At 53.7% G+C, this 23,670-nt stretch carries 20 protein-coding genes; 17 read left to right on the top strand and 3 right to left on the bottom strand.

The window, feature by feature from the left end; genetic code table 11:
* From relA to GE278_18155, 4 genes are all read left to right on the top strand, one after another.
* A complete protein-coding gene (gene relA, locus GE278_18170; protein ID QLK62567.1) occupies window positions 1–2,244 on the top strand; it encodes a GTP diphosphokinase in 2,244 nt (747 codons plus the stop codon).
* A gap of 81 nt (window positions 2,245–2,325) precedes the next feature.
* Window positions 2,326–3,132, top strand: a complete 807-nt coding sequence (mazG, locus tag GE278_18165) for a nucleoside triphosphate pyrophosphohydrolase (GenBank protein QLK62566.1) — start codon at window positions 2,326–2,328, stop codon at window positions 3,130–3,132.
* A 349-nt stretch (window positions 3,133–3,481) separates the two neighbouring features.
* On the top strand, window positions 3,482–5,119 hold the full coding sequence (gene pyrG / locus GE278_18160) for a CTP synthase (glutamine hydrolyzing) (GenBank protein QLK62565.1): 1,638 nt from the start codon (window positions 3,482–3,484) through the stop codon (window positions 5,117–5,119).
* An 81-nt stretch (window positions 5,120–5,200) separates the two neighbouring features.
* Entirely contained in the window at window positions 5,201–6,505 is a 1,305-nt protein-coding gene (locus GE278_18155; GenBank protein QLK62564.1) for a phosphopyruvate hydratase, read from the top strand.
* Between the two features lie 87 nt (window positions 6,506–6,592).
* Here GE278_18155 and GE278_18150 read toward each other — a convergent pair whose 3' ends face one another.
* Window positions 6,593–7,432, bottom strand: a complete 840-nt coding sequence (locus GE278_18150; protein ID QLK62563.1) for an SIS domain-containing protein — start codon at window positions 7,430–7,432, stop codon at window positions 6,593–6,595.
* A 165-nt stretch (window positions 7,433–7,597) separates the two neighbouring features.
* Between GE278_18150 and GE278_18145 the strand changes: the two genes are divergently transcribed.
* The 3 genes from GE278_18145 to queE all read left to right on the top strand — a co-directional run bounded on the left by GE278_18145 (window position 7,598) and on the right by queE (window position 10,618).
* Window positions 7,598–9,151 (top strand): PTS glucose transporter subunit IIB, encoded by a 1,554-nt coding sequence (locus GE278_18145; protein QLK62562.1) that lies wholly within the window; start codon window positions 7,598–7,600, stop codon window positions 9,149–9,151.
* Window positions 9,148–9,846 carry a putative N-acetylmannosamine-6-phosphate 2-epimerase gene (locus GE278_18140; GenBank protein ID QLK62561.1) on the top strand — a complete coding sequence of 233 codons (699 nt, stop codon included), beginning with the start codon at window positions 9,148–9,150 and terminating at the stop codon, window positions 9,844–9,846. Before GE278_18145 ends, GE278_18140 begins: the two co-directional genes overlap by 4 nt.
* Window positions 9,847–9,946: 100 nt before the next feature.
* A complete protein-coding gene (gene queE, locus GE278_18135; GenBank protein QLK63337.1) occupies window positions 9,947–10,618 on the top strand; it encodes a 7-carboxy-7-deazaguanine synthase QueE in 672 nt (223 codons plus the stop codon).
* A 30-nt stretch (window positions 10,619–10,648) separates the two neighbouring features.
* Here the strand turns inward: queE and queD are convergent, their stop codons facing one another.
* Complete coding sequence (gene queD, locus GE278_18130) at window positions 10,649–11,008, bottom strand: 6-carboxytetrahydropterin synthase QueD (GenBank protein QLK62560.1); 360 nt, start codon at window positions 11,006–11,008, stop codon at window positions 10,649–10,651.
* Between the two features lie 168 nt (window positions 11,009–11,176).
* Here queD and GE278_18125 point away from each other — a divergent pair, with 168 nt between their 5' ends.
* The 4 genes from GE278_18125 (at window position 11,177) to GE278_18110 (ending at window position 16,831) form a co-directional block, all read left to right on the top strand.
* On the top strand, window positions 11,177–12,166 hold the full coding sequence (locus GE278_18125) for a hypothetical protein (protein QLK62559.1): 990 nt from the start codon (window positions 11,177–11,179) through the stop codon (window positions 12,164–12,166).
* Between the two features lie 342 nt (window positions 12,167–12,508).
* On the top strand, window positions 12,509–14,311 hold the full coding sequence (gene cysJ, locus GE278_18120; protein ID QLK62558.1) for an NADPH-dependent assimilatory sulfite reductase flavoprotein subunit: 1,803 nt from the start codon (window positions 12,509–12,511) through the stop codon (window positions 14,309–14,311).
* Between the two features lie 27 nt (window positions 14,312–14,338).
* The gene (gene cysI / locus GE278_18115; protein ID QLK62557.1) at window positions 14,339–16,075 is read left to right on the top strand and encodes an assimilatory sulfite reductase (NADPH) hemoprotein subunit; all 1,737 of its coding nucleotides are present in this window, start codon (window positions 14,339–14,341) and stop codon (window positions 16,073–16,075) included.
* A 24-nt stretch (window positions 16,076–16,099) separates the two neighbouring features.
* On the top strand, window positions 16,100–16,831 hold the full coding sequence (locus tag GE278_18110) for a phosphoadenylyl-sulfate reductase (GenBank protein ID QLK62556.1): 732 nt from the start codon (window positions 16,100–16,102) through the stop codon (window positions 16,829–16,831).
* 69 nt (window positions 16,832–16,900) lie between these two features.
* On the opposite strand, the gene GE278_18105 is transcribed toward GE278_18110, so the two are convergent.
* The gene (locus tag GE278_18105) at window positions 16,901–17,938 is read right to left on the bottom strand and encodes an aminopeptidase (GenBank protein ID QLK62555.1); all 1,038 of its coding nucleotides are present in this window, start codon (window positions 17,936–17,938) and stop codon (window positions 16,901–16,903) included.
* Between the two features lie 327 nt (window positions 17,939–18,265).
* On the opposite strand from GE278_18105, the gene cobA reads away from it, so the two are divergent.
* The 6 genes from cobA to ftsB all read left to right on the top strand — a co-directional run bounded on the left by cobA (window position 18,266) and on the right by ftsB (window position 23,669).
* The gene (cobA, locus tag GE278_18100) at window positions 18,266–19,690 is read left to right on the top strand and encodes a uroporphyrinogen-III C-methyltransferase (GenBank protein QLK62554.1); all 1,425 of its coding nucleotides are present in this window, start codon (window positions 18,266–18,268) and stop codon (window positions 19,688–19,690) included.
* Between the two features lie 10 nt (window positions 19,691–19,700).
* Entirely contained in the window at window positions 19,701–20,609 is a 909-nt protein-coding gene (gene cysD / locus GE278_18095) for a sulfate adenylyltransferase subunit CysD (GenBank protein QLK62553.1), read from the top strand.
* 13 nt (window positions 20,610–20,622) lie between these two features.
* Window positions 20,623–22,050 carry a sulfate adenylyltransferase subunit CysN gene (gene cysN / locus GE278_18090; GenBank protein ID QLK62552.1) on the top strand — a complete coding sequence of 476 codons (1,428 nt, stop codon included), beginning with the start codon at window positions 20,623–20,625 and terminating at the stop codon, window positions 22,048–22,050.
* A 1-nt stretch (window position 22,051) separates the two neighbouring features.
* Window positions 22,052–22,693, top strand: coding sequence for an adenylyl-sulfate kinase (gene cysC, locus GE278_18085; protein QLK62551.1), 642 nt, complete (start codon window positions 22,052–22,054; stop codon window positions 22,691–22,693).
* A 59-nt stretch (window positions 22,694–22,752) separates the two neighbouring features.
* Complete coding sequence (locus GE278_18080) at window positions 22,753–23,133, top strand: DUF3561 family protein (GenBank protein QLK62550.1); 381 nt, start codon at window positions 22,753–22,755, stop codon at window positions 23,131–23,133.
* A 215-nt stretch (window positions 23,134–23,348) separates the two neighbouring features.
* On the top strand, window positions 23,349–23,669 hold the full coding sequence (gene ftsB / locus GE278_18075) for a cell division protein FtsB (GenBank protein ID QLK62549.1): 321 nt from the start codon (window positions 23,349–23,351) through the stop codon (window positions 23,667–23,669).
* The last annotated feature ends 1 nt before the right edge of the window (window position 23,670 follow it).

The raw sequence follows: 23,670 nt of genomic DNA, 5'->3' as shown, positions 1-23,670 counted from the left end.
ATGGTTGCGGTAAGAAGTGCACATCTGAACACGGCTGGCGAGTTTGCGCTCGACGACTGGATTAACAGTTTAGGGCTGTCCAGCCAACAGTCATGTGACCGTTTAGCCGAAACCTGGCGCTACTGCGAGCAACAAACGCAGGGCCATCAGGACGCGTCGCTTTTACTGTGGCGCGGTCTTGAGATGGTTGAAATCCTCTCGACCCTCAGTATGGATAACGACAGTATGCGCGCCGCGCTGCTGTTCCCGCTGGTCGATGACGGCATCATCGATGAAGACACGCTGACTGAGCAGTTTGGTAAAGGCATTACCGATCTGGTGCACGGCGTGCGCGATATGGATGCCATCCGCCAGCTGAAAGCCACACACAATGATTCCATGGCGCCAGAGCAGGTCGACAACGTCCGCCGGATGTTGCTGGCGATGGTGGAAGATTTCCGCTGCGTGGTGCTCAAACTCGCCGAACGTATCGCGCATCTGCGTGAAGTGAAGGACGCGCCGGAAGAAGAGCGCGTTCTGGCGGCGAAGGAATGTACCAATATTTATGCGCCGCTGGCCAACCGCCTTGGTATCGGTCAGCTCAAATGGGAGCTGGAAGATTTCTGCTTCCGCTATCTGCATCCTGATGAATACAAACGCATTGCCAAACTGTTGCATGAGCGTCGAATCGACCGTGAACAGTATATCGATGATTTTGTTTCTACCGTCAAAAATGCGATGGGCGAAGAGGGCATTAAGGTCGATGTCTATGGCCGCCCGAAACATATCTACAGCATCTGGCGCAAGATGCAGAAAAAATCCCTCTCCTTCGACGAACTTTTTGACGTGCGCGCCGTGCGTATCGTGGTCGAGCGTTTGCAGGATTGCTATGCGGCGTTAGGGATTGTACACACCCATTTCCGCCATCTGCCGGATGAGTTCGACGATTACGTTGCCAACCCGAAACCGAACGGCTATCAGTCAATCCACACCGTGGTGCTTGGACCGCGCGGTAAAACGCTGGAAGTGCAGATCCGTACCCGTCAGATGCACGAAGACGCAGAGCTTGGTGTCGCGGCGCACTGGAAATACAAAGAAGGCACCGCCGTAGTCGGTGGCCGCAGCGGTGGTTACGAAGGTCGCATCGCGTGGCTGCGTAAACTTATTGCGTGGCAGGAAGAAATGGCTGATTCGGGCGAAATGCTCGACGAAGTGCGCAGCCAGGTCTTCGACGATCGCGTTTACGTGTTTACGCCAAAAGGCGACGTTATCGACTTGCCTACCGGTTCGACGCCGCTTGACTTCGCTTACCACATCCATAGCGATGTCGGTCACCGTTGTATCGGCGCGAAAATCGGCGGGCGCATCGTGCCATTTACCTATCAGCTGCAAATGGGCGATCAGATCGAAATCATCACCCAGAAGCATGCGAACCCAAGCCGAGACTGGCTGAATCCGAGCCTCGGCTACGTCACCACCAGCCGCGGGCGCTCGAAAATCCAGAACTGGTTCCGTAAACAGGATCGCGACAAAAATATTATCGCGGGCAAGCAAATTCTCGACGACGAACTCGATCGTATGGATATCAGTATCAAGGATGCCGAGAAACTGCTGCTGCCGCGCTACAACGTCAATTCACTCGACGAAGTGCTGGCCGCGATCGGCAACGGCGACATCCGTATCAACCAGATGGTCAACTTCCTGCAATCACAGCTTAAAAAGCCGAGTGCGGAAGAGCTGGATAAAGAAGCGATGCGTCAGCTGACGCAGAAAACCACGCCGGCCCCGCAACGCAATGGCAGTAAAGACAATGGCCGCGTGGTGGTTGAAGGCGTGGGCAATCTGATGCATCACATCGCGCGCTGCTGCCAGCCGATACCGGGCGATGAAATCGTCGGTTACATCACGCAGGGCAGGGGGATTTCTATCCACCGGGCCGATTGCGATCAGCTGGAAGATTTGCGTCTGAATGCGCCTGAGCGCGTGGTCGATGCCGTCTGGGGCGAAAGCTACTCCAGCGGGTATTCGCTGGTGGTACGCGTGGTGGCGAACGACCGCAGTGGCCTGCTGCGCGATATCACCACCATTCTCGCCAACGAGAAGGTCAACGTACTCGGTGTTGCCAGCCGCAGTGATACCAAGCAACAACTGGCGACTATCGATATGGACATCGAAATCTATAACCCGCAGGTGCTGGGGCGCGTGATCGCCAAGCTGAACCAACTGCCGGATGTCATTGACGCCAAACGCCTGCACGGCAACTGAATCAAAATCATCTAAAGGCCCGCCCGTCGGGCCTTTCTTATTTTTGCTTTGGCATACACATTAATAAAACGGAATGCCCTCATGACCGAATCACCTCTTCAACGTTTGCTCACCATCATGAAAACCCTGCGCGACCCGAACGCCGGTTGTCCGTGGGATAAAGAACAAACCTTCGAGACTATCGCGCCGTACACGCTGGAAGAAACCTATGAAGTGCTGGATGCCATTGCGCGTAAAGATTACGACGACGTGCGCGATGAGCTGGGCGATCTGCTCTTTCAGGTGGTGTTTTACGCGCAAATGGGCAGCGAGCAGGGGCTGTTTGGCTTTGACGATATCTGCAATGCTATCTCCGATAAGCTTGAACGCCGCCATCCGCAGATTTTCGGCGATGAAGTGGCGTGGTCAAAAGACGCCAGCAGCAAAGATGTGCTGGTGAAATGGGAAGCACGTAAGGCGCTGGAACGGGCGGACAAATCGCTGCACTCGGCGCTCGATGACATTCCCTCCGCACTGCCTGCACTCATGAAAGCGCATAAAATTCAGAAGCGTTGCTCAAACGTCGGTTTCGACTGGACAACGCTCGGGCCGGTGCTCGATAAAGTCTATGAAGAGATCGATGAAGTGATGTTTGAAGCGCGTCAGGCGGTGATTGACCAGGAAAAACTCGGTGAGGAAATTGGCGATCTGTTGTTCGCCACAGTTAATCTTTCCCGCCATCTGGGCCACAAAGCCGAAGATGCATTGCAGGCTGCGAACCGTAAGTTCGAGCGCCGTTTTCGTCATGTTGAAAGTATCATTCGTGAGCAGGGGTTGAGTATGGAAGACGCCACCCTGGATCAGATGGAAGCCGCGTGGCAGCAGGTAAAGAAGAGCGAGAAGCCGTAAAACCGGTGCTCTGAATTTGATCGGCGACAAGATCTGCGTTTGCTGAAACGGTTAAGCTCAGTATCACTCAGTCGCTAAAAGGCTGATCTGAGTGTGTTAAAGTCCAAGAAATTGATATCTAAGATGTTTTAGTAGGTCATGCGAACAGTTGCGCCAATTTTATTCGCTAACTGATTGTTTTTGAAAGAATGAGAGAGAATGTCTGGAAAGGTTAACTTTTCTGAACTGACGCTGAGGAAAACGATGATGGGCAGCAAAACGTTTATTTGTGGCGCACACAAGGTTCCGGTATACTGTTTTCCCGTCTTGGTTACTCCATCATCTTTAAACCTAACCTCTCAGGTTCAGCATGACAACTAATTATATTTTTGTGACCGGCGGGGTCGTATCCTCTCTGGGTAAAGGCATTGCCGCAGCCTCTCTGGCGGCTATTCTCGAAGCCCGTGGCCTTAACGTGACCATGATGAAACTGGACCCGTATATCAACGTGGATCCAGGCACCATGAGCCCGACCCAACACGGTGAAGTCTTCGTAACCGAAGATGGTGCTGAAACGGATCTGGACCTCGGTCACTACGAGCGCTTCATTCGCACCAAAATGACCCGTCGTAACAACTTCACTACTGGCCGTATTTACTCCGACGTGCTGCGCAAAGAGCGCCGCGGCGACTATCTCGGCGCGACCATTCAGGTTATCCCGCACATCACCAATAACATCAAAGAACGCATTATCGAAGGCGGCGAAGGCCACGATGTTGTGCTGGTGGAAATTGGCGGTACCGTGGGTGATATCGAATCCCTGCCGTTCCTGGAAGCGATTCGCCAGATGGCCGTAGACGTGGGCCGTGAGCACACGTTGTACATGCATCTGACGCTGGTGCCTTACATGGCGGCTGCCGGTGAAGTGAAAACCAAACCGACTCAGCACTCTGTGAAAGAGTTGCTGTCTATCGGTATTCAGCCAGACGTGCTGATCTGCCGTTCCGATCGCGCAGTGCCTGCCAATGAACGAGCCAAAATCGCGCTGTTCTGTAACGTGCCAGAAAAAGCGGTTATTTCTCTTAAAGATGTTGATTCCATTTATAAAATCCCGGCCCTCTTGAAATCTCAGGGACTGGACGACTATATTTGTAAGCGCTTTAACCTGAATGCCCCGGAAGCGAATCTTTCCGAGTGGGAACAGGTAGTCTACGAAGAAGCCAATCCGGGTGGTGAAGTCACCATCGGTATGGTCGGTAAGTACATTGAGCTGCCAGATGCCTATAAATCTGTGATTGAAGCGCTCAAACACGGCGGCCTGAAAAATCGTCTGACCGTGAACATTAAACTTATCGACTCTCAGGATGTCGAAACCCGTGGTGTAGAAGTGCTCAAAGGTCTGGACGCGATCCTTATCCCTGGTGGCTTCGGTTACCGTGGTGTGGAAGGCAAAGTCGCGACCGCCCGTTATGCACGTGAAAACAACATTCCTTATCTGGGCATTTGTCTGGGTATGCAGGTGGCACTGATGGAGTTCGCCCGCAATGTGGTGGGTATGGAAAATGCCAACTCCACTGAATTTGTGCCAGACTGTAAATTCCCTGTGGTGGCGTTGATCACCGAATGGCGAGATGAAGACGGTAACGTTGAAGTACGTACCGAAGACAGTGATTTAGGCGGTACCATGCGCGTTGGTGGACAGCAATGTCACCTGAGCGACGGTAGCCTGGTTCGCGAGATGTACGGCGAACCGACAATAGTTGAACGCCATCGTCACCGTTACGAAGTGAACAATATGCTGCTGAAACAAATCGAAGCCGCAGGTTTACGCGTAGCCGGTCGCTCTGGCGATAAGCAACTGGTGGAAATCATCGAGCTGCCGAATCATCCATGGTTTGTGGCTTGCCAGTTCCATCCAGAATTTACGTCTACGCCGCGTGATGGTCACCCGTTGTTTGCAGGCTTCGTGAAGGCTGCCGGTGAGTATCAGAAGCGTCAGGCAAAATAAAATACCGGGGAAGTGGTTCGCAGCCGCGTGCTGAGGATCACTTGTCTGAAGCTTTAGTTAACTTGTACTGAGGAAATCTTAATGTCTAAAATCGTTAAAGTTATCGGCCGTGAAATCATCGACTCCCGTGGTAACCCGACTGTAGAAGCTGAAGTTCATCTGGAAGGCGGTTTCGTTGGTTTGGCAGCTGCGCCATCAGGTGCATCTACAGGTTCCCGCGAAGCGCTGGAACTGCGTGACGGTGACAAATCTCGTTTCCTGGGCAAAGGCGTTCTGAAAGCCGTTGCTGCTGTTAACGGTCCTATCGCTCAGGCTGTAACCGGTAAAGACGCGAAAGACCAGGCCAACATCGACAAGATCATGATCGATCTTGATGGTACCGAAAACAAATCTAACTTCGGCGCTAACGCGATTCTGGCTGTTTCCCTGGCTGCTGCTAAAGCGGCTGCTGCTTCTAAAGGTCTGCCACTGTACGCTCACATCGCAGAACTGAACGGCACCCCAGGCAAATACTCTATGCCACTGCCTATGATGAACATCATCAACGGCGGCGAACACGCTGACAACAACGTTGATATTCAAGAGTTCATGATTCAGCCGGTTGGCGCGAAAACTCTGAAAGAAGCCATCCGTATGGGTTCTGAAGTGTTCCACACTCTGGCTAAAGTTCTGAAATCTAAAGGCATGGGTACTGCTGTTGGTGACGAAGGTGGCTACGCGCCAAACCTGGGTTCTAACGCAGAAGCTCTGTCTGTTATCGCTGAAGCGGTAAAAGCAGCAGGTTACGAGCTGGGTAAAGACATTACTCTGGCGATGGACTGTGCAGCATCAGAATTCTACAAAGACGGTAAATACGTTCTGGCCGGCGAAGGCAACAAAGCTTTCACTTCTGAAGAGTTCACTCACTTCCTGGAAGACCTGACCAAACAATACCCAATCGTTTCTATCGAAGACGGTCTGGACGAATCTGACTGGGATGGTTTCGCATACCAGACTAAAGTTCTGGGCGACAAAATCCAGCTGGTTGGTGACGATCTGTTCGTAACCAACACCAAGATCCTGAAAGAAGGTATCGACAAAGGCATCGTTAACTCCATCCTGATCAAATTCAACCAGATCGGTTCACTGACCGAAACTCTGGCTGCGATCAAAATGGCGAAAGACGCTGGCTACACTGCCGTTATCTCTCACCGTTCTGGCGAAACTGAAGATGCTACCATTGCCGATCTGGCAGTTGGTACCGCTGCAGGCCAGATCAAAACGGGTTCTATGAGCCGTTCTGACCGTGTTGCTAAATACAACCAGCTGATTCGTATCGAAGAAGCGCTGGCTGCACAAGGTACACCTGCACCGTTCAACGGTCTGAAAGAAGTTAAAGGTCAGTAATTACTGCCCCGTAACAATTTCGTGAAAACCCGCTCCGGCGGGTTTTTTTATGTCTGAAATTCAGGAGGGGTCAGGGATTGTGCGGGTTTACAGCAACAGTGAAAGCGTGGCGCTCGCACTGTGTTCGCTGGCCTGCAGGTAATCATCGGAGAGCGTTAAGAGCTGATTGATCAGTAATTCCACCAGTAACATGCCGCCAACCTTTGAGGTCAGTAATCCCGCCGTCAGCGGCCCTTCTGGTTTGGCCGCTACCAATAAAATATCAGCCAGCGACGAGAGCGGGCTGCGCAGTGTATTGCTGATGCCGATGACCGTGGTGCCCTGACGTTTTGCCAGGTCTGCGGCATGCAGTACATCTTTGGTGGAACCTGAGCTGGAAATCACTACCACAATATCCCGCCTGTCCAGACTCACTGCATTCATGGCCGCCCGGTGCATATCGGCGAAACATTGCGATGCTTTGCCCAGACGCAATAGCTTATAGCCCAGGTAATCGGCCACAATGGCGCTGGCGGCCACACCATAAACCTGCACAGAACGCGCATGGTGAATGTGTAATGCTGCGTCTGCCAGCACCTGCCGGTCGAGCAGTTTTCCGGTATCACGCAGGGCGGTAATGCTCTCTTCGATCAACGTCTGGACGTCATCATTTCCTTCACTGGACTGCTGGGCCGGGTTCTGACGCGTCTCAAGCGCGAGGCCCATTTTGAACTCGGTAAATCCCTTGCACCCCAGTTGACGGCATAGCCGCGTGACGCTGGCTTCGCTGGTGTCACTTTCACGCGCCAGTTCAGTAATGGTCAGGTAAAGCACGCGCTGCGGTTGTTCCAGCACAAAACTGCCCAGCTTATGCAGCGTCGGGCTGTAATTCTCCAGCCCCTGACGCATTCGCAGTAATAGCGTGCCTGTTTCCTTGGTCTGACTCACTCGGCTCTCCTCAGAATTATTAACCTCCCTAGTTTGGCTGATGTGACGCAGTTAACGCCAGAAGAATTCCGTATGGATAACGTCGCTTATTTGGTGGTAATTATTATTTTATTTATATAGTGTGGTGAAAATAATTATCACAACAACACAACGCGGAGTCATCTTATGTCGATATTCAATGGTTCAGGGGGCGGGGCGTGGTTTGAAAGAGCCCAAAAGTTCGGTAAGTCTTTCATGTTGCCTATCGCGATTTTGCCCGCAGCCGGGTTGCTTTTGGGGATCGGCGGGGCGCTTTCCAACCCAAACACCTTAGCGGCGTATCCATTTCTGAATATCCCGGCCTTGCAGGCGATTTTCACCGTCATGGCCAGTGCCGGCTCGATCGTCTTCGCTAATCTGGCGGTGCTGTTTGCCGTTGGTGTCGCAGTGGGACTGGCACGCAGTGATAAAGGAACCGCAGGATTATCCGCATTGCTGGGTTATCTGGTGATGAATGCGACCATCAACGCCATTTTGATCCTCAAAGGTCAGCTCGCCACGACCAATCTCAGTGCCGCAGGGCAGGGAATGGCACTCGGCATCCAGACGCTGGAAACCGGCGTGTTTGGTGGCGTGGTCATCGGGCTGGTGACGTGGTGGCTGCATAATCGGTATAACAAAATCGAGTTGCCACAATTTCTCGGCTTTTTCGGTGGTTCACGTTTTGTGCCGATTATTTCTTCCGTTGCGGCCATAGTCGTCGGGGCGGTGATGTTCTTCATCTGGCCACATTTCCAAAAAGTGATTTTTGGAATGGGCGGGCTGGTGGATGCGACCGGATACCTCGGCACCTTCATTTACGGCTTTGTGCTGCGCATGCTCGGCCCGTTCGGTCTGCATCATATTTTCTATCTGCCTTTCTGGACTACCGCACTCGGTGGCAGTGAAGTGGTGAATGGACATCTGGTGGAAGGCACGCAGCGGATCTTCTTCGCACAGCTGGCCGACCCGAATACGAAGCAGTTTTATATCGGCACCTCACGGTTTATGTCGGGGCGCTTCATTACCATGATGTTTGGTCTGGTGGGCGCGTGTCTGGCGATGTATCACACGGCGCGGCCTGAGAATAAAAAGCGCGTCGCAGGGCTTCTGCTCTCGGCGGCACTGACCTCCTTCCTGACCGGGATCACCGAACCGATTGAGTTCTCGTTCCTGTTTGTCGCGCCGATGCTATATGTCCTGCACGCCGTTTTCGACGGTCTGGCTTTCATGATCGCCCATATTTTGCAGATCACTATCGGGCAGACTTTCTCCGGCGGTTTTATTGATTTCATCCTGTTCGGCGTTTTACAGGGCGAAAGCAAAACTCACTGGATGTACGTTCCGCTGGTCGGCGTACCGTGGTTCGCACTCTATTACTTTTCTTTCCGCTATCTGATCAGGCGCTTCAACCTGAAAACGCCGGGGCGTGATGAGGGTGAAATTCAGCAGGAAAACGTCGTGACCGATCGCGCAGGAATGATCATCGACGCGCTGGGCGGTGCCGCCAATATCGCGGAGCTGGATTGCTGCGCCACGCGTCTGAGGATCAGCGTCCGTCAGGCGGCTAATGTGGATGAAAGCAAGCTGAAGTCCAGCGGAGCAAGGGCCGTCCTTATCCGCGGGAACGGAATTCAGGTCATTTACGGGCCGCACGTCACGATCATTAAAAATGAAATTGAGGAGATGTTGGGAGTATGAATCAGTCAATGTTAATGACAATCAAGGGGAAACTGGTGGTGTCCTGTCAGGCGCTGGATGACGAGCCACTGCACAGCGATTTTATTATGAGTCGCATGGCTCTCGCCGCGATGCAGGGTGGGGCGGCAGGCATCCGTGCCAACAGCGTCGCGGATGTGAAAGCCATTCGCGCCACCGTGCCTTTACCGGTTATCGGGATCATCAAGCGTGATTATCCCGCAAGCGACGTGTACATCACGGCAACTCTGAAGGAAGTGCGCGAACTGATGGCCGTGGCGCCGGATATGATTGCGCTCGATGCCACTGCCCATCAGCGCCCCGGCGAGTTACAGCTCACCGAGCTGGTACAACGCATTCGTGAAGAGTTCCCGGCTTTGTTGCTAATGGCAGACATCGCGACCTTAGAGGAAGCGCAGAACGCGCAGACGTTAGGGTTTGATTGTATCGGCACGACGCTGCACGGCTATACTGAGGAAACGCAGGGCTGCAAACTCTGGCATGACGACTTCGCCTTCCTGCGACAGGTGCTGGCGCACTGCGATACGCCAGTCATTGCCGAGGGAAACGTGGACACACCTGAAATGGCGGCGCGATGTTTAACGCTTGGGGCGCATTCTGTCGTGGTCGGTGGTGCCATCACCCGACCGCAGCAGATCACGCAACGTTTTACCGATGCCATTCACTCTGCGGGCTGACAGACATTTTTGCAGACATTTCCGCTGCGCCCCGTGTTTGGCGCAGCGCCTGTGATCTGCGATAATGCGCGCTGACTTTTTAGAGATGACTGAGAAAACGATGCAGTACCCGATTAATGAGATGTTCGAAACCCTGCAAGGGGAAGGTTATTTTACCGGCGTGCCGGCGATTTTTGTGCGCCTGCAAGGCTGTCCGGTGGGTTGCAGCTGGTGCGACACCAAACACACCTGGGATAAAATTGCCGATCGGGAAGTCGATATGCAGCGCATTCTGGTCAAAACCGAAGAAAGTGATGCCTGGGGTAACGCGACCTCCGAGCAGTTACTGGAAATCATCGTGCAGCATGGGTACACCGCGCGTCATATCGTCATCACCGGTGGTGAACCGTGTATTTACGATCTGATGCCGCTGACCATGCTGCTGGAAAAAAACGGGTTCAGTTGCCAGATAGAAACCAGCGGAACACACGAAGTGCGCTGCTCGGTAAATACCTGGGTGACCGTGTCGCCAAAAGTGAATATGCGCGGTGGCTATGACATTCTGCCGCAGGCGCTGAAACGTGCTGATGAAGTGAAACATCCGGTGGCGCGTCAGCGTGATATCGACGCACTGGATGTTTTGCTGGAAACACTGACTGACAGTAAAGCGCGTATTATCGCCCTGCAACCTATCAGTCAAAAAGAAGAAGCCACCAAACTTTGCATTGCGACCTGCATTGCAAGGAACTGGCGGCTATCAATGCAGACACACAAATACCTGAACATCGCTTAAAACAGCGCGAATGATTTTGGGTATCCTGAACTAGCCTTTATATACGCAACCCGCTGTGCAGGTTTCTTTCACACGCACGGCGGAAAGCAAAGGTAACTTCGGCTTCATCTCATTCCAAATCCACTCGGCCAGAACTTCGCTGGTCGGGTTTTCTAACCCGGGAATATCGTTCAAATTATAATGATCGAGACGATCCAGTGTCGGATTGAACGCTGCTTTCAGATCGGCGAAATCCATCACCCAGCCGGTATGCGGATCCACTTCACCGGTAATTTCGATACGCACGGTGAAAGAGTGGCCGTGCAACCGTCCGCATTTATGGCCAGCGGGCACATGCGGTAAATGATGGGCGGCTTCGAACTGAAAATCTTTAAATAATGTGGTGGTCATGGGGCGCTCTCGTTGCTCGAAAAAACGCGGCATAGTACCGGAATACCGGCCTGCGTGCCATGACTTCACTGCGCTTTTCTTCACCAAATCCTGACTTTTACTGCCTTTACACTGCCTGCATTGCTGGCATACAGTGGGCAGGAAGAAACTAACCTGTTGAGATAGTGAATGATTACTGTGCTGCGTTGCGCCGTATTGACGCTGATTTTCTCAGCTGGCGCGTATGCTGAAACCGCACCGACGGTTCAGACTCCCGCGCCCGCCGTAGCGAAAACGGCGCATTCTGAGGCGAAAGTGCCGGTGGCCGCAAAGTTGCCCGTGACCTTCCCGCCGGGTGCCGGTGTGATACATATTCCGATCGCGCAGAGCAAGAAGACGCTGGACGTTTTCACCTATCAGCCTGCCGATGCTGATGACACTACGCCAGTGGTAATGGTCATGACTGGCGTCGACCGCAATGCCTCGACGTACCGTAACGACTGGATGACCGTCGCCGATCAGTATCATTTACGTGTTCTGGTGCCACATTTCAGCGAACAAGATTTTCCCGGCGCCGCGGGTTATAACCTCGGCAATCTGATGGATACTAAAACTCACCATCGCCAGCCGAAATCCCAGTGGGCGTTCACCCTTGTCGACAGCATTTTTACCACGCTGCAAAAGCAGGGCGTGACCACTCAGAAGCAATATTATTTGTTTGGGAACAGTGCTGGCTGCCAGTTCGTCCACCGTATGCTGACGCTGTTGCCGCAACCGAATGTCAAAGCAGCGGTATGCGCAGCGGCAGGATGGTGGACTTTGCCTGATACCGATCAACGCTGGCCCTACGGCCTGCGGGAAGCGCCGGTGGCGGTCAGCCAGCAGCAGCTGAATGATTACTTTGCCAAGCCGGTGCTGATTGCAGTCGGTGCCGAAGACGATGACCCCGAAAACCATTTACTGCGAAAATCCAAACAGGCGATGGCGCAGGGAACTAACCGGCTGGATCGTGCCGAAAACTATTTCGCCACGTCGCAGCAGCGCGCCGAGCAGAACAACACACCGTTCAACTGGCACTTTATCGATCTTTCGGACGTCGGCCATAGTGGCAGCAAGATGTCGGTGTTTGCCGCCGGACAATTTGCCTGGTTTGAGCAACACAACGCGTTCCATCTCTGACGCTTGATAATGAGAAAATTTCATCACCCCGCTGCGGCGGGGTTTTTCTTTATCTATCCGGCACTTTGCGTTCTACCCGAAAACGGCAGGGCAAATTTTTTAGCGATTTCAGTGCGATAAAAAACTTTGCTTACCAGTATTTCCGGTAAATGTTACCTCTAAATCCTCTTAGTTCTTTTGGTTATTTATTATTTCCATCACTTCTTTAATTGTTATCATCGGCCTCGTTAACCTTACAAACCATAAAGGTCTTTCCTGCGCGCTCGTTTAACCGCAAAGGGCGCAAAATGCGTAAAAGGCCGGATTGATGACTGGCTTCTGCATAAGGGAATTCGTACCGCGATGACGACTCAGGCTCCTCCAATTTCACTGCTCCCGCTAACCCCCGAGCAAATGGCCCGCCTTCAATCGGCGATTGGTGATTATTCACCGACTCAGATGGCCTGGCTTTCAGGGTATTTCTGGGGGATGGTTAATCAGCAACCCGGCGCTGTTGCTGCTCCGGTAGCCGCACCGGCTGCGGCGTCCATTACGCTGATTTCCGCCTCCCAAACCGGCAACGCCCGCCGCGTAGCTGAGCAGCTGCGTGATGATCTCATCGCCGCGAAACTGAACGTCAATCTGGTTAACGCCGGAGACTACAAATTCAAACAAATTGGTCAGGAAAAGCTGCTGCTGATCGTGGCTTCGACGCAGGGCGAGGGTGAGCAGGCGGAAGAAGCTGTCGCGCTGCACAAATTCCTGCAATCCAAGAAGGCCCCACAGATGAAAGACACCGCGTTTGCGGTGTTTGCGCTCGGCGATACCTCTTACGAATTCTTCTGTCAGGCCGGTAAGGACTTTGATACCCGCCTTGGCGAGTTGGGTGCACAACGCCTGTCAGACCGTGTGGATGCGGACGTTGAATACAAAGACGTGGCGCAAGAGTGGCGCAAACGTATTGTCGAGGTGCTGAAACAGCGCGTGCCGGCCGATACCTCCGGGCAAGCAGTACCGACGCTGGCGGGCAGTGTGAATCAGGTCGACAGCAGCCCGTATACCAAAGAGTTGCCGCTGACTGCAACGCTTGCGGTAAACCAGAAAATTACTGGCCGCGATTCTGATAAAGACGTGCGTCATCTGGAAATTGATCTTGGCGACTCCGGCCTGCGTTATCAGCCGGGCGATGCGCTGGGCGTCTGGTTTGAAAACGACCCGCAGCTGGTGCAGGAAGTGGTCGAACTGTTGTGGCTCAAAGGTGATGAAACCGTTGAGGTGAATGGCAAGTCGCTGTCGCTTTCCGAGGCATTGCAGCATCACATCGAACTGACACAAAATACCACGCCAATTATTGAAAAATACGCCGGGCTATGCCGGGACGAACATCTCACCGGGCTGCTGGCGGATAAAACCGCGCTCCAGCAGTACGCGCAGACCGTACCGTTCGTTGACATGGTGCGCCGTGCGCCGACCGAACTGGATGCTCAGCAACTGGTGGATTTACTGCGTCCGCTGACGCCGCGCCTCTACTCCATTGCCTCTTCGCAGGCCGAAACAGAATCTGAAGTTCACATCACCGTTGGCGTGGTGCGTTACGACATTGATGGCCGCCCGCGCACTGGCGGAGCATCCGGATATCTGGCGGATCGTCTGGAAGAAGACGGCGAAGTGAAAGTCTTCATTGAGCACAACGATAACTTCCGCCTGCCAGCTAACCCGGAAGCGCCGGTCATTATGATTGGTCCCGGCACCGGCATTGCGCCGTTCCGCGCCTTTATTCAGCAGCGTGATAACGACGGCGCAACCGGTAAAAACTGGCTGTTCTTTGGTAATCCGCACTTTACCGACGATTTCCTCTATCAGGTGGAATGGCAGCGCTACGTGAAAGACGGCCTGCTGACGAATATCGATCTGGCGTGGTCACGCGATCAGGCTGAAAAAGTTTACGTGCAGGACAAACTGCGTGAGAAAGGCGCGGAAGTCTGGCAATGGTTGCAGGAAGGTGCGCATGTGTATGTTTGCGGCGACGCCAACCGTATGGCGAAAGACGTAGAGCAGGCGTTACTGGAAATCATCGCCGAAAATGGTGTGATGGATCTGGAAACGGCCGACGAATATTTAAGTGAATTACGTCTGGATCGCCGCTATCAGCGTGACGTTTATTAACGAATTTGAGCAATGAGCGAAAACCTTATGAGCAATAAATTGTGGAGCGAACAGAATCCCGGCCCTGGCCCTTTGATCGTCGATGCCCCGCTGGCCGACGCTGAGCGTCTGAAAAAGGAGAGCAATTTCCTGCGCGGGACGATTGCCGAAGATTTAAAAGATGGCCTGACCGGCGGGTTCAACGGTGACAACTTCCTGTTGATCCGTTTCCACGGTATGTATCAGCAGGATGACCGTGACATTCGCGCCGAACGCGCCGAGCAAAAGCTCGAACCGCGCCACGCCATGATGCTGCGCTGCCGCTTGCCGGGCGGTGTGATGACGCCCGCCCAATGGCTGGGTATCGACAAATTTGCTGATGACAGCACGATCTACGGCAGTATCCGAATTACCAACCGTCAGACATTCCAGTTCCACGGCATTCTGAAACCGAACGTTAAACCGGTGCATCAGTTGCTCAATAAACTGGGGCTGGACGCGCTGGCAACCGCCAATGACGTGAACCGTAATGTCTTGTGTACGTCGAATCCCGTAGAGTCTGAGCTGCATCGTGAGGCCTACGAATGGGCGAAAAAACTCTCCGAGCATCTGCTGCCGCGCACCCGTGCCTACGCCGAGGTGTGGCTGGATCAGGAAAAAGTCGAAACTACCGACGAAGAACCGATTCTGGGCGCCACCTATCTGCCGCGTAAATTCAAAACTACTGTAGTTATCCCACCGCAAAACGACGTGGATCTTCACGCTAACGATCTGAACTTTGTCGCTATCGCTGATAACGGCAAGTTGATCGGCTTCAATGTGCTGGTCGGCGGTGGTTTGTCTATCGCGCACGGTGACAAAGCCACTTATGCCCGCACCGCGAGCGAACTGGGTTTTATTCCGCTGGAAAATACCCTGGCTGTGGCCGAAGCCGTAGTTACCACGCAGCGCGACTGGGGCAACCGTACCAACCGTAAAAATGCCAAAACCAAATATACGCTTGAGCGCGTCGGTGTGCCGGTCTTTAAAGCCGAAGTCGAAAAGCGTGCGGGCATCCAGTTTGCGGAAGTTCGCCCTTATGAATTCACCGGCCGCGGCGACCGCATCGGCTGGGTTAAAGGCATCGACAATCAATGGCACCTGACACTGTTTATCGAAAATGGCCGTATTTTGGATTATCCGGGTAAGCCGCTGAAAACCGGTCTGGCAGAAATTGCTAAGATCCATAAAGGGGATTTCAGGCTTACTGCGAATCAGAATTTGATTGTCGCAGGCGTCGCGGAGAAAGATAAAGACGCGATCGAAACGCTGGCGCGTAATCACGGTTTGATCGACGACGGGATCACCGAGCAGCGTAAAAACTCGATGGCCTGTGTGTCCTATCCGACCTGTCCGCTGGCGATGGCCGAAGCTGAACGTTTCCTGCCGGAGTTTGTGACCAAAGTTGAAGGTATTATGCACAGCCATGGCGTAGGCGATGAGCATATCGTTCTGCGCGTGACCGGTTGCCCGAACGGTTGCGGACGGGCGCTGCTGGCGGAAATCGGTTTAGTCGGCAAAGCGATGAATCGCTATAACCTGCATCTTGGCGGCAACCGTGCCGGAACGCGTATTCCTCGCATGTACCGAGAGAATATTTCAGATACAGAAATCCTCGGCATTATCGACGAACTGGTCGGCCGCTGGGCAAAAGAGCGCGAAACGAATGAAGGCTTCGGCGACTTCGTGATCCGCGCAGGCATCATCAGGCCGGTGCTTGATCCGGCACGTGATTTTTACGATTAAGAGCGACGAGTTATCGGAGACGCTATGAGTTTACTCAGTCTGGCTGAATTGAATGAGTTACCGAAATCCGGGCAGTCTATGGCGCTGGCGGAAATTAACGCCAGCCTCGAAAAGCTGTCGGCACAGGAGCGGGTGCAGTGGGCGCTGGAAAATATGCCTGGCGAATTCGCACTGTCCTCCAGTTTCGGCATTCAGGCGGCGGTCTGTCTGCACCTGGTCACTCAGCAGAAATCCGATATTCCGGTGATCCTCACCGACACCGGTTATCTCTTTCCAGAAACCTATCAGTTTATTGATACGTTAACCGAACAGCTGAATCTCAACCTGCAGGTGTTTCGCGCCCGGCAGTCGCCCGCATGGCAGGAAGCGCGTTACGGCAAACTGTGGGAGCAGGGCGTTGAAGGGATCGAACAGTACAATCAGATCAACAAAGTTGAGCCGATGAACCGTGCTCTCCAACAACTCGGCGTGCAGACCTGGTTCGCCGGTCTGCGCCGTGAGCAATCCGGCAGCCGCGCACATTTACCGGTGCTGGCGGTACAACGCGGCGTGTTTAAGATCCTGCCGATCATCGACTGGGATAACCGTCAGATCTTCCAGTATCTCAAAGACAACGGCCTGAGCTACCACCCGCTCTGGGATCAGGGCTATCTTTCCGTCGGCGATACGCACACCACTAAAAAGTGGGAAGAAGGAATGAAAGAAGAGGACACGCGCTTCTTTGGGTTGAAGCGCGAATGCGGCTTACATGAGTGATGGTTCGCACAATCTTCGATAAGACAACGGACGCTTAAAAGCGTCCGTTGTCTTTTGTGCCTGCTTACTTCAGACGTGTTTGGCAGGTTTCGCCAGCCCTTTCAGCAGCGGGAACAGCACTTTCACACTGTCCCTGGCGCGTTTATCAATTCGCCCCGGCAGTACGCTGTCGAGATATTGCAGATTATCGAACTGGCTCTGATAACGCGCGGTGCCCAGCGGGAAGTGGCTGCTGATCGCTCGTTGTTGCATACCGTCCTTCTTGCCCAGCGCATAATTGGTGGCTGTGACATTTAGCAACGGCAGATGTGCGCCGTCCAGTGCCTGCAAACCGTCGCAGCAATGTGCGCCAGCATGGCTTTCCGCCGGAATACCAAGACTGTGTGCAATATTAATGGCGCGCACGCGGGTCAGTTTGGCGACCGCCGCTGAAGTATTCACGCCGCTGTTGAAATACAGTTTATCCCCGGTGATGAGAGAATCGAGATTGATCACCAGTAGCGTATTTTTCTTCTCTTCGGCACTCATACGCTTAATGAAATCTTCAGCTCCTTTCGCGCCGGTTTCTTCCGCACTTAGTGCGACAAAACGCAGGCTGTAATGCGTCGGGATCGCCTGCATTCGCTCGGCAAGTTCCATCATTACGCCAATGCCGGAGGCATTATCGTCCACGCCCTGTAACGTCAGACCACCGAGATTATGGTTAGTGTCGGCATCGCTTTGCGGAACGTACGTATCAAAATGTGCCATCACAATGATTTGCTGCGGCACTTCACCGGCGCGGGCGGCGATGACTGAGGTGGCGTGAATATTGTGCCAGTCTTTTTTGCCGTCGTTGCTGGTATACAGGTAACGGGTATCGAAACCGCGCAGATTGCTCTGATAGCCGAATTTATTGAATTGCTGATTAAGGTACTCGGCGGCGATCAATTCCGCCGGACTGCCTGCCATCCGCCCCGGAAAATAGGTGGCGATATGGCGAATTTGTTGACTGGCGATTTCGCCCATCGGAGGAAGCGGCGAAGTGGCCGCCAGCGCATGAGTTATCCCGGCGCAGCCCAGGCTAAAAGCCAGCAGCGTCCGCTTCATGCGTAAAAAAGAAAACATAGCCAAAAATCCTTGTCAGTAGGTCAGGGTGACCGGAAGGCAATCAAAGCAGCAGGCCGCGCAGGGCGGTCTTACAGGGCTGATAGTATGCGATTGTGTGAGCCAATAGACAATTTCCCAAATCTGAAATCGCTCTTTTTGTCGCGGGCTGATAAACGCGGCAAGGTCATGAAAAATATTCAGGCAGTTAACATTCCCCTGAGGCTGAGTCCCGACTGGCGCTCTATATTCCATTTAGTAACTATTCATTCCTTTTCGTCATTTCAGATCAATTATTGCCTGCACGTATAGTCGGGATATTCATTCTGGTTATCAGTTAAGGCTTTTGTGGACTATCTACCAATATTTGCCGACCTCAAACAACGCCCGGTGCTGGTTGTCGGTGGTGGCGAAGTCGCTGCTCGCAAAATAGATCTTCTCCTGCGAGCGGGCGCGCAAGTTCGGATAGTCGCGCAGGCACTTTCCCCCGAGCTGGAGCAACGCAAACAGGCCGCTGAAGTCAGCTGGCTGGCGCAGGCTTTTCTGCCGGAACAGCTCGATGATGTGTTTCTGGTGATTGCGGCCACCGACGACGCGGCGCTGAATGCGGAAGTGTTCGAGCAGGCCAATCAGCGCTTCATTATGGCTAACGTGGTCGACGATCAGCCGAAATGTTCCTTTATTTTCCCTTCGATAGTCGATCGTTCGCCGATTGTGGTGGCGATCTCCTCCAGCGGCAAAGCCCCGGTGCTGGCGCGTATGCTGCGTGAGAAGCTGGAAACCTTGCTGCCTACAAGTCTCGGACAGATGGCCGATATCGCCGGACGCTGGCGTGAGAGTGTTAAAACGCAGTTCACCTCGATGCGTGCCCGCCGCCGTTTCTGGGAACAGGCTTTTGCCGGACGCTTCGCCAGCCTCGCTTCTGCGGGAAAGCTCGCAGAAGCAGAAAAGGCACTGCAACAGCAGTTAGAAAACGCGGAAGACATCTCGCATAGCGGCAATGTCACGCTGGTCGGCGCAGGGCCGGGTGATGCAGGATTACTCACCTTACGTGGACTGCAGGTTATGCAGCAGGCCGACGTGGTGCTTTATGACTATCTGGTCAGCGACGAGGTTTTAGATCTGGTGCGTCGTGACGCCGATAAGATTTGCGTCGGCAAACGTGCGGGCAGTCATTCCGTCGCGCAGGAAGAAACCAACCGCCTGCTGGTCGAACTGGCCTTGCAGGGGAAAAAGGTCGTGCGGCTGAAAGGCGGCGATCCGTTTATTTTCGGTCGTGGCGGCGAAGAGTTACAGGCCGTGCAGGCGGCGGGCATTCCTTTTCAGGTTGTCCCCGGCGTCACTGCGGCGGCAGGTGCTACCGCTTATGCCGGTATTCCCCTGACTCACCGCGATCACGCGCAGAGCGTAGTGTTCGTGACCGGCCATTGTAAGCCGGAAGATAACGGCATCCAGTGGGAAACGCTGGCGAAAGGCAAGCAGACACTAGCGATTTACATGGGCACTCTTAAAGCAGCTGAAATCAGCCAGCAACTGATTGCTCATGGTCGTGCAGCGCACACACCCGTTGCCGTGATTGGCCGGGGAACGCGTGCGGATCAGCAGGTGCTGACCGGTACGCTCGATAATCTTGAACATCTGGCTCAACAGGCGCCGACGCCGGCGTTGCTGGTGATTGGTGAGGTGGTAACACTTCACCAGCAACTGGCGTGGTTTGGGCATCATCCTGAGACTGACGGTACACAACGCCCGTCGGTTGTGAATTTGGCTTAAAGGATCTGTTATGGACGAAAAACGACTGACTCATTTGCGGCAACTGGAGGCGGAGAGTATCCATATCATCCGTGAAGTGGCTGCTGAATTCGCCAACCCGGTGATGATGTACTCCATCGGGAAAGATTCCTCTGTCATGCTGCATCTGGCACGCAAAGCTTTCTTCCCAGGCACGCTGCCTTTCCCGCTGCTGCACGTGGATACCGGCTGGAAATTCCGTGAAATGTATGAGTTCCGCGACCGTACGGCGAAGAACTATGGTTTCGAACTGATTGTGCATAAAAACCCGGAAGGCGTGGCGATGGGTATTAATCCGTTCGTCCACGGCAGCGCCAAACACACCGATATCATGAAAACCGAAGGTCTGAAACAGGCGCTGAGTAAACACGGTTTTGATGCAGCCTTTGGCGGCGCACGCCGTGACGAAGAGAAATCCCGCGCTAAAGAACGTATTTATTCGTTCCGCGACCGTTTCCACCGCTGGGATCCGAAAAACCAGCGCCCGGAACTGTGGCACAACTACAACGGCCAGATAAACAAAGGTGAAAGTATCCGCGTATTCCCGCTCTCCAACTGGACTGAGCTGGATATCTGGCAGTACATCTATCTGGAAAATATCGAAATCGTTCCGCTGTATCTGGCTGCGCCGCGTCCGGTGCTGGAACGCGACGGCATGCTGCTGATGGTCGATGACGACCGCATTGATTTGCAGCCTGGTGAAGTTATTGAGAAGAAAATGGTGCGTTTCCGCACCTTGGGCTGCTGGCCGCTGACCGGTGCCGTTGAATCCGAAGCGCAGTCGCTACCGGAGATCATCGAAGAGATGCTGGTCTCGACCACCAGTGAACGACAAGGGCGCGCGATCGATCGTGATCAGGCCGGTTCGATGGAAATGAAAAAGCGTCAAGGGTACTTCTGAGGAGCCGCAGCTAATGAATAACGCAATTGCACAACAAATCGCGGAGCAGGGCGGCGTCGAAGCTTACCTGCACGCCCAGCAACACAAAAGCTTGCTGCGCTTCCTGACCTGCGGCAGCGTCGATGACGGTAAAAGTACGCTGATTGGCCGCCTGTTGCACGATACGCGTCAGATCTACGAAGATCAGCTGTCTTCACTGCATAACGACAGCAAGCGTCATGGCACGCAGGGCGAGAAAATTGATCTGGCGTTGCTGGTGGATGGCTTACAGGCTGAGCGCGAGCAGGGCATCACTATCGACGTGGCTTACCGCTATTTCTCTACCGAGAAGCGTAAGTTCATCATCGCCGATACGCCGGGGCACGAGCAGTATACCCGCAATATGGCGACCGGCGCCTCGACCTGCGATCTGGCGATCCTGCTGATCGACGCACGTAAAGGCGTGCTGGATCAGACCCGCCGTCACAGCTTCATCGCCACGCTGCTCGGGATCCGCCATCTGGTGGTTGCCGTGAATAAAATGGACCTGGTGGAATACAGCGAAACCGTGTTCGAACAGTTCAAACAAGATTATCTGGATTTCGCGCAGCAGCTGCCGACCGATCTGGACATTAAGTTTGTGCCGCTTTCCGCACTGGAAGGTGACAACGTTGCCACACCAAGCGAGAAAATGAACTGGTACACCGGTCCGACCTTGCTCGACGTGCTGGAAACCGTCAACATCATCAATATTCGCGAACAGCAGCCGATGCGTTTCCCGGTGCAGTACGTGAACCGTCCTAACCTCGATTTCCGCGGCTATGCCGGTACGCTGGCGTCAGGTTCAATACGCGTCGGCCAGAAAGTGAAAGTGCTGCCTTCAGGCGTCGAATCCACTGTCGCACGCATTGTGACCTTCGATGGTGATTTGCAGGAAGCCTGGGCGGGCGAAGCTATTACACTGGTTCTGACAGATGAGCGCGATATCAGCCGGGGCGATACGCTGGTGGATGCGAATGAAACTGTGAAACCGGTGCAGAATGCCAAAGTCGACGTGGTGTGGATGGCGGAGCAACCGCTGAGTGTGGGCCAGAGCTACGACATTAAAGTTGGAGGCAAGAAAGCCCGTGCCCGCGTAGAGAACATCGAGTATCAGGTGGAGATCAATTCCCTGACACAGCGCGTGGTTGAGAACTTGCCTCTTAACGGCATCGGTCTGGTCGAACTGACCTTTGACGAACCGCTGGTGCTGGATAACTACCAGAGCAACGCGGTTACCGGTGGCATGATCTTTATTGATCGTCTTACTAACGTTACTGTCGGTGCCGGTCTGGTGCGCGAAGCACTGGAGCAGGTTTATGAAGAATCTGACCAATACAGCGCCTTTGAGCTGGAGCTGAACAGCCTGGTTCGCCGTCACTTCCCGCATTGGGGCGCACGCGATCTGCTCGGTGGTAAATAAGATGACGTCTCAGGATCCGCAGTTGTTGAAAAATGACTTTTTATTGAAAGATGAGAACGTCGTCTGGCATCCGCATGCCATCACGCGTGCGGACCGTGAGAAAAAGCACGGTCATCGCGGTGCGGTGCTGTGGTTTACCGGGCTTTCCGGCTCGGGAAAATCCACCGTCGCCGGTGCGCTGGAGCAGGCGCTTTACGCTCTGGGGGTCAGCACGTATTTGCTCGACGGTGATAACGTCCGCCACGGGCTTTGCCGCGATCTGGGTTTTACCGATGATGATCGTCGTGAAAACATACGCCGCGTCGGCGAAGTCGCCAAACTGATGGTGGATGCCGGGCAGGTGGTGCTGACCGCCTTTATCTCACCGCACCGGGCCGAGCGTGACATGGTGCGAGAGTTGCTGGAAGACGGGCAGTTTATTGAAGTGTTCGTGGACACGCCGCTGGCGGTTTGCGAAGCGCGCGATCCGAAAGGTTTGTACAAAAAAGCGCGCGCCGGTGAACTGAAAAACTTTACCGGTATCGACTCTGAATATCAGCCGCCAGAGACGCCGGATGTGCATCTTGAGGGGGAACAATTGGTAACACATTTGGTTCCCCAATTATTAGATGAGATGCGCCGGCGCGGTATTATCAATCCCTGAATGTTGCCGGCCAAACGCCTTCAGAGCGTGCCGGTTTACACTGAACACAGGGATCATCTATGCAGGCTTTACTCAGCAGACTGGTCAGCCGGATCCGTCTTGATCGCATAAGGGCGGAACCCGCCCCGATGCAACGGTTAACGCACAACACAGACAGCGTAGAAAACGACGATCCGTCCTACTCCATGCTGGGTGGATCTATAGGTTTCGCCTGTTACTGGCTGGCGCTGGCGATCCCTTTTTGGGTGTACGGCTCTAATACCCTGTTTTTTCTCCTCTATACCTGGCCCTTCTTCCTGGCACTGATGCCGGTGTCGGTGCTTATCGGTATTGCCTTTAGCATGCTTTTTCGTGGGGGATGGTTCAAAACCCCGGTCGCCACAGGCGTTTGCGTCATCGGCATGTTTTGGACCGTTTTCTCATTTCTCTCCGGCTGGTGAGGGAAGCAAAGGGCTGTATCGGATCCTGCACGGATCCTTTTTTATCTCTTTTGACTGGCGATTTTTCCGGCAATTCTTTTCCACGATGTAACCCATTGTGTCATTCTCACCCATAATTGCGTGCGTAAGTCTGAATCTCAACGGCAATTATCCTGCCACAGTGGAGTCAGAAGGAAAGTTGTGGGATGATTGCCCGGCTTTTTTAGGGGGCGGGGATGGGCAAACTAACACTGCTGTTACTGATTTTACTTGGCTGGTTACAGTATTCGCTGTGGCTGGGCAAGAATGGTATTCATGATTACGTACGTGTGAACGATGACGTTGAAGTGCAGCAGGTCAACAACGGCAAACTGAAATCACGTAACGACCAATTATTCGCTGAAATCGACGATTTAAACGGCGGTCAGGAAGCGATCGAAGAACGCGCACGCAACGAGCTGGGTATGATCAAACCCGGTGAGACTTTCTATCGTCTGGTGCCAGACAATAAACGTGCTCCGGGCAGTAATCTTTCGCAAAATAATCCGAACCCATAGC

It is taken from the genome of Enterobacteriaceae bacterium Kacie_13 (assembly GCA_013457415.1).
Taxonomy (GTDB): Bacteria; Pseudomonadota; Gammaproteobacteria; order Enterobacterales; family Enterobacteriaceae; genus Rahnella.
Note: the sequence above shows the minus strand (reverse complement) of the source record. Positions and strands in the feature narration are given on the sequence as shown.